This is a genomic window from Kribbella albertanoniae, from assembly GCF_004348455.1.
Taxonomy (GTDB): domain Bacteria; phylum Actinomycetota; class Actinomycetes; order Propionibacteriales; family Kribbellaceae; genus Kribbella; species Kribbella albertanoniae.
This window is the reverse complement of the sequence record NZ_SMKA01000026.1, coordinates 43,893-50,469: the sequence shown is the minus strand read 5'-3', so window position 1 is coordinate 50,469 and position 6,577 is coordinate 43,893. Positions and strand designations below refer to the sequence as shown.

Annotated in this window: 8 protein-coding genes; 5 read left to right on the top strand and 3 right to left on the bottom strand. The window is 67.1% G+C overall.

All coding sequences use genetic code 11. The annotated features are described in order from the left end of the window. The coding region (locus E1261_RS09415) for a response regulator transcription factor (protein WP_132404862.1) at positions 1-225 on the top strand (225 nt) is incomplete at its 5' end. 24 nt (positions 226-249) lie between these two features. Here E1261_RS09415 and E1261_RS09410 read toward each other — a convergent pair. Both E1261_RS09410 and E1261_RS09405 read right to left on the bottom strand, forming a co-directional pair. Then, a complete protein-coding gene (locus E1261_RS09410) occupies positions 250-1,884 on the bottom strand; it encodes an alpha/beta hydrolase (protein WP_202874530.1) in 1,635 nt (544 codons plus the stop codon). A 121-nt stretch (positions 1,885-2,005) separates the two neighbouring features. After that, positions 2,006-2,974: an amidohydrolase family protein gene (locus tag E1261_RS09405; protein WP_132404860.1), complete on the bottom strand. Its 969-nt coding sequence runs from the start codon at positions 2,972-2,974 to the stop codon at positions 2,006-2,008. A 104-nt stretch (positions 2,975-3,078) separates the two neighbouring features. Between E1261_RS09405 and E1261_RS09400 the strand changes: the two genes are divergently transcribed. Together E1261_RS09400 and E1261_RS09395 are read left to right on the top strand one after the other, a co-directional pair. Then, the gene (locus tag E1261_RS09400) at positions 3,079-3,936 is read left to right on the top strand and encodes a helix-turn-helix domain-containing protein (protein ID WP_132404858.1); all 858 of its coding nucleotides are present in this window, start codon (positions 3,079-3,081) and stop codon (positions 3,934-3,936) included. Then, positions 3,936-4,328: a nuclear transport factor 2 family protein gene (locus tag E1261_RS09395; RefSeq protein ID WP_132404856.1), complete on the top strand. Its 393-nt coding sequence runs from the start codon at positions 3,936-3,938 to the stop codon at positions 4,326-4,328. Before E1261_RS09400 ends, E1261_RS09395 begins: the two co-directional genes overlap by 1 nt. Before the next feature lie 54 nt (positions 4,329-4,382). Here the strand turns inward: E1261_RS09395 and E1261_RS45195 are convergent, their stop codons facing one another. Beyond that, positions 4,383-4,568 carry a hypothetical protein gene (locus E1261_RS45195; protein WP_165952435.1) on the bottom strand — a complete coding sequence of 62 codons (186 nt, stop codon included), beginning with the start codon at positions 4,566-4,568 and terminating at the stop codon, positions 4,383-4,385. Between the two features lie 45 nt (positions 4,569-4,613). On the opposite strand from E1261_RS45195, the gene E1261_RS09385 reads away from it, so the two are divergent. Beyond that, entirely contained in the window at positions 4,614-5,483 is an 870-nt protein-coding gene (locus E1261_RS09385) for a helix-turn-helix transcriptional regulator (RefSeq protein WP_132404854.1), read from the top strand. 5 nt (positions 5,484-5,488) lie between these two features. Continuing rightward, positions 5,489-6,574, top strand: coding sequence for a low temperature requirement protein A (locus E1261_RS09380; RefSeq protein ID WP_165952434.1), 1,086 nt, complete (start codon positions 5,489-5,491; stop codon positions 6,572-6,574). Positions 6,575-6,577 lie beyond the last annotated feature (3 nt).

Sequence of the window (6,577 nt, the reverse complement as noted above, 5' to 3'; positions counted from 1 at the left end):
GCCCTCCACCGCGACCTGACCGCCCTGACTCCCCGCGAACTGGAAGTCCTCACCCTGATGGGCCACGGCCGCTCCAACGCCGAGATCGCGGCCCACCTCACCCTCAGCGAAGCAACAGTCAAGACCCACGCCGCCCGCATCTTCGCCAAACTGACCCTCCGAGACCGAGCCCAAGCAGTGGTCCTCGCCTACGAAACCGGCCTCATCACCCCAGGCGACCACTGAGGCGAGAGCCGTTTCATGTCCGTGTTACGGCGTCGGCAGGGGGGTGCCTGGGCACGTACGGTCCGCGGGCACCACGCCACCGACGAGGTAGTCCTCGACGACGTTGTTGGCGCAGGTGTTGTCGCTGGCGTAGATGCCGTGGTTTCCGTCGTTGGTGATGGTCACCATCCTGGATCCCTTGAACGCCTTGTGTGCGTTGCGGGCGCCTTCGATCGGGGTCGCGGGGTCGCGCTCCGACTGAACCATCAGCACCGGGGGCACGCCCTCGCCGTTGAGTTCCTGTTGTTCGGCTGGTCGGTTGTTCCAGAAGATGCAGGGCAGCGCCACCCAGCTCCAGCCGACCTTCGGGTACCGCGTGCCCTGCGTTGTCGAGCTCTCGATCTGCGACTGGCGGTCACCGGTGATCGGTCCGTCGTTGCACGAGTAGTGCCAGAAGCTGGCGTCGTACGCGTCGTCGTAGGCCGCCGTCGGGTAGTCGCCTGCCACCAGCGGACGCGGACCTCTTGGGCCGCCGTCGCGCTTCGCCACGACCTTCTCGGCAGTCGTGCGCGCGGCGGCCTTCTCCCCAGCTGTGGACCGTTGGTCAACGAGGATCTTGACAGCCGCCATGTAGTCCGCCGTGTCGGCGAAGTAGCCCTTCCAGTACAGCCCGCCGTCGATGTCCCAGTCATACTGACTTGGGCCCAGCGGCAGTCCATCGAGTACGACCGGCTCTTCGGCAAGGGCGGCACGAACTTTTTCGTAGGTCAGCCGTGCCGCTTCCGCAGTCCTGCCGTAGCCGTACTGGGTGTGGTACTTGGCCAACCACGGCAGGAAGTCCGTACGCCACCGCCGCTCGAATCCCAGCGGCTGCTGGTCCCACGACTCGTGGAGGCTCAGCGTGAGGTCGCCGACCGAGTCGAGCACGACCTTGTCGACGTGCTCGGGGAACCGCTGCGCGAAGTGCGCGCCGAGCCACGTGCCCGCCGAGAACCCCAGCCAGTCGATCTTGTCGCGGTGCAGGAGCACCCGCAGCAGGTTCAGGTCGTGAGTGGTCTGGAACTGGTTGACCAGCGGCCCGAAGTCACCGGAGAGCTGGTGACAGTCGTCGACGGTGCCCTCGACGTGATCGAGGATGGCGTCAAGGTTTCCCGCACTCCGGTCGCGCATGTCGAACTGGAATTCCGTACCGATGCCGCCAGCGCAGGTGACGTTGTCGCTCCCGCCGGTACCGCGCACGTCGAACCCGATGACCTCATGGTGCTCGCGCACCCGGTCGCGGTGGTACACCTTGGCGGCATAGGTCCGCCCGGGCGCGCCAGGGCCGCCGGGGTTGATCAGCAGGCTGTCCGTTGTCGCACCGGTCGACGGCAGCCTGCTCACGGCGATGGTGATGTCCAGCCGCGCGTCGGGGGTGCCCCAGTCGAGCGGCGTTCGGTAACTCGCGCACTCCAGCTCGTCGACGCCGTCGCGTGACGACGGAGGCAACTCGCCTTCGGCACACAGATGCCAGTCAAGGACCTGGGACGTATAACGAGCAGGAATATACGGCTCGGCGGCGCCTTCCTGGGTCTGCCCGCTTGCCGGGCCTGCGGTCGCGACGGCGGCCACCGTGACCGCCGCGAGCGTCGGGACCACCGCCCAACGCATCTTGCTGTGCAAAACCAATCGACGCAGCATGGTGCTGTCCTCTCTGCAAGTTTCGCCGAAAGGCTAAGGTGCCCCACCGGTACGGCGCTGCCCGTACTCCACCCGTACTCCCCCGCACCCGGTCCAAGCTGGACATAGGCTGGACTGGCGGCTAGTGCAAGGGCTGGTGGGCGAGGCCGGGGAACAGGCGCCGGGCGTTGGTGGTTGTCAGCGACCGCCAGGTGGCTCCTTCGGTCGGCGGGTCAGCGGCGTCGATGGCTGCGATGTGTGTGCCGGCGACCGGGAGTGGCGTCCAGCAGTAGTCGCTGCCGAACAGCAGACGATCCGGCGGGACGAGTTGCTGGAGCGCCGGCAGTTGGCGTGGCATGGCCGGGCCCGCGAGGTCGTAGTACAGGCGACGCAGTTGCTCCAGCGCGTTGGGTCCGGCTGACTGTGAGCCCAGGAACTGCGTCATGAACTCGTTGATGCGGTCGGCCAGAACGGGTAACGCACCACCGCAGTGCGGAACGATCACTGTCAGGTTCGGGTGGCGCGCGATCACCCCGGACATGAGCAGGTCGGTCACGGTCCGCGCGGTGTCGAAGATGTACTCGACCATGGGGCGCGGACGCCCGAGTGCCGACTGTTCCCAGCACACCGGTGAGGTGGGGTGCAGGAAGACGACGGCCCGGCGCCGGTCCAGTTCCGCGAAGACCGGCTCGAAGCTGCTGTCGCCCAGATACTTGCCGAGGGCATTGGTCATCAGTACGACGCCGTCCGCGCCGAGGTGATCGATGCCATAGGCAATCTCTTCGAGCGAGCCGTCGACGTCGGGCAGTGGGACCGACGCGAAGAACCCGAAGCGGCCCGGGTACTCAGCGGCCAGGCCGGCGGCGTCCTCGTTGACCTGCCGGGCGAGACGGCGGGCGGCGGCGTCATCGCCGAAGTGCACGCCGGGGGACGACATCGACAGCAATGCGGTGTCGATACCATGGCGATCCATCAACTCCAGGTGCGCCTCGGCTGACCAGACCGGCCATTGATCCATCCCATCGGGATGCACATGACCGGCGGCGGTCGCTTCGCGGATGTACGACGGCGTGACGAAGTGCGCGTGTACGTCGACGAACGGTGCTGTCATGGTGTCGGCTCCTTCCGAGCTTCATCTTTGGGTGCTTGGCCGGAGCGGAACAGGGAGAGAACTCTCCCTCTCACCAGAGACGCTACAGCTGTCATCGTGAAGCCATGTCGAACCTCCGTGAGCTGGGAGAGTTCCTCAAGGCTCGCCGGGCCGAGCTCACTCCCAGGGACGTCGGCCTGCCCGAGACCCGGCAGCGACGCCGGGTGCCCGGATTGCGCCGCGAGGAGGTAGCCCTGCTCGGGGCTATCAGCACCACGCACTACACCCGTCTCGAACAAGGCCGCGTAGCGGTGACGGGCCCGGTTCTCGGTACGCTCGCCCAGGTACTACGGCTGACCGTTGCCCAGCGCAACCAGCTGTTCGAACTCGCCGGCAACGAGGTGTTCCAACGCCGCTATCGGCGTGCCCGTCAGATCGTGCAGCCACACCTGCAACGTCTGCTGAACGAGCTGCCCGCGATCCCGGCCTTCGTGCTCGGCCGCCGTACCGACATCCTGGCGTGGAACGCGATGGCCGCAGCCCTGGTGACGGACTTCGGGTCGATCCCGCCCAAGCACCGAAGCTACGTCAGGCTGCTGTTCACCGACCCCGCGATGCGCACGCTCTACCCCGACTGGGAGAACGTCGCCCGAAGAGCGGTTGCCCAACTGCGAACCGAGGCAGCCGGCACCCCGGGTGATCCGCGGATGAGCACCCTGGTCGGTGAGCTGTCCACACGGGACGAGCAGTTCAGAACCTGGTGGGGCACAGACGCCGTACCGGGTCGCGGTGTTGGAGCCAAGAACCTGAACCACCCGCTGGTCGGCGCCCTCACGCTCGAGTGGGACACCCTCACCAGCGCGGCCGATCCCGAACAACACCTGATCGTCTGGACCGCCGAACCCGGCAGCCCTTCCGACGACTCACTCCGCGTCCTCGCGTCCTGGACAGCAGGCGCGTTCACCCCTGAAGGAGATCCCTGATGTCCGAATCACCGAACACCGTCCTCGTCCGCCGGCTGTACGACTCCGGCATGGCCCCTGAGGTCACTGCCGAGGTCATCGCACCCGATCTGGTCTGGGACATCACCCCCGGCTTCCCGTACAGCGGGATCTACCACGGCTGGGAGAGCGTCAGCCGCGACTTCTTCGGCAACCTCATTCCGGCCTTCGCCTCCTTCGCCGGCCACGGCGAACGGTTCTTCGCCACCGACGACGACCATGTCGTTGTCCTCGGCCACTATCACGCCGTCGGCAAGAACGGGGCCGAGGCCGACGCCCGCTTCATCCACCTGTGGACGATCCGCGACGGCAAGCTCACCCACCTACGCCAGGCCGCCGACAGCCACGTAGTACGCGAAGTCCTGAACGGCTGAGACCACCTCACTGAGCAAGGAGCACTCCATGCCAAGTGGCTGCTGCAGGACCGCCTAGTGGCCGATCTGGGCGCGGATTACCAGGAATTCGCGCCGTTCACAGCGCACGTCGAGGTGGATCGCACTCTGCTCACCGGCCAGAATCCAGGCTCGGCCGTCCCACTGGCCCGGGAACTGCTCACGGCTCTTGGCTGACGCCGCGCCGTGTCCTTGCTGCGGGCAAGCACGTGCCAGGGACAAAACTCTCCCTATGACAACCCCGGCCGGTAATGCGACGCTGAAGGTATGAACCGCGATCTCCACCGCACCGATCTCGGCGCGTTCCTCAAGGCGCGCCGAGCTGAGCTCGATCCGGCCGCTGTCGGGTTGCCCGCCACGGGTCCGCGGCGGGTCGCGGGCCTGCGGCGGGAGGAGGTCGCCGTACTGGCTGCCATCAGCACCGACTACTACTCCCGCCTCGAGCAGGGGCGGATCCAGGCGTCGCCGCCGGTGCTGGAGTCGCTGGCCCGGGTGCTGCGGTTGGACGACGATCAGCGGAGCTATATGTACGAGCTCGCGGCGAAGGACGACTACCGCCCGGTACGGCGTCGCCCGCGCCCGAAGGTTCAGCCGCAGCTGCAGCGGATGCTCGACGGGATGGTGCTGACCCCCGCCTTCGTGATCGGCCCGCGCACCGAGATCGTTGCGTGGAACGCCTTGGGCGCGGCCATGATCACCGACTTCGGGAAGATCCCCGAGCAGCAGCGCTACTACATCCGGCTGCTCATGACCGATCCCGCCATGCGCGAGCTCTACGCGGACTGGGAGGGAGTCACCCGGCTCGCCATCGCCCAGATGCGGATGCACAACGCGAACAACCCGGGCGACGAGAAGCTGGCCGAGCTCGTCGGCGAACTCTCGGTCCAGGACGCCGAGTTCCGGCAGTGGTGGGCCGCCCACGACGTGGCGACCCGCGACACCGGCACCAAACACCTCCGCCACCCCGTCGTCGGAGACCTGCACCTCGACTGGAACGCCGTCACCTGGGCCGCCGACCCCGACCTGCAGATCATCGTCTGGACAGCCGAGCCCGGCACGCCGTCGTACGAGGGTCTGCGCCTGCTGGCTTCCTGGGCCGCCGAGCCCACTCACGCAGGAAGCGGGAACCAACCGTGAAGCGCGTGACCTGGCTGGAACTGTTCTTCGATCTGGTCTTCGTCTTCGCCGTCACGTCAGCGTCGGAGCTGGTACATCACGATCATTCATGGCTCGGCGCCTTGCGCGCTCTGATCGTGTTCATCCCGGTCTTCTGGGTGTGGGTCGGCGGGACGATGCACGCCAACCTGCACGAGGTCGACACCGTACGGGGCCGGCTGGGCATGTTCGCGGTCGCCTTCTGCGGTCTGGTGCTCGGGCTGTCCTTGCCGATGACGTTCGAGAACGCGGCCCTCTGGTTCGGTGGAACGTACTGGGCGGCCAGGATCGTTCTGTTGCTCGCGATTCAAGGCCTGCCGCATCGTGCCGCTTTCACCACGTTCACCGTGGGAGCGTTCCTCACCGGGCCGCTCTTCGTGGTGGGAGCCCTGCTGCCTGCCGGGCCTCGTACGGCGGTCTGGGCCGGCGCCGCGTTGATCGATCTGAGCGTTCCGTTCCTGGCTCGCAAGCGACTCAGCTCCGCACCGTTCAACGCATCCCACGTCGCCGAGCGATTCGGGCTGTTCGTGATCATCGCCCTCGGCGAAACAGTGATCGAGACCGGATCCGCGGCCGGAGAACACGACCTCGACGCCCTCAGGCTCGGTGCACTGGCAGCAGCCTTCGCCGTCTGCTGCGGACTGTGGTGGGTGTACTTCGCCTTCTCCGCCCCAGCCATCCACGAGGCGATCGAGTCGGCCACCGCGCGGATCGAGATCATCCGGCCCGTGCTCTCGTACGGGCACCTGGTGCTCATCGCCGGGATCATCGGTATCGCGGTGGCCATGGGCGCCGCCGTACGGGAGCCTGCCGAAGCACTGCACCTCGACGAGGCTGCCCTGCTGTTCACCGGCACCTGCATCTACCTCGGCGCGTTCGCCTTCACCCGCTGGCACATGTTCCACACCCTGGCCACTCCCCGGCTGGTCGCCGCCGCGGTCTGCCTGGGCCTTATCGCCGTGGCACCCAGCATTCCGGCCATCGCCTCGGTCGCCCTACTGGCCGCACTCCTGATCATCCTCAACCTCGTCGAACACCACGTCGTCCCCCAAACCCTCCACCGAACCGCCTGAGGA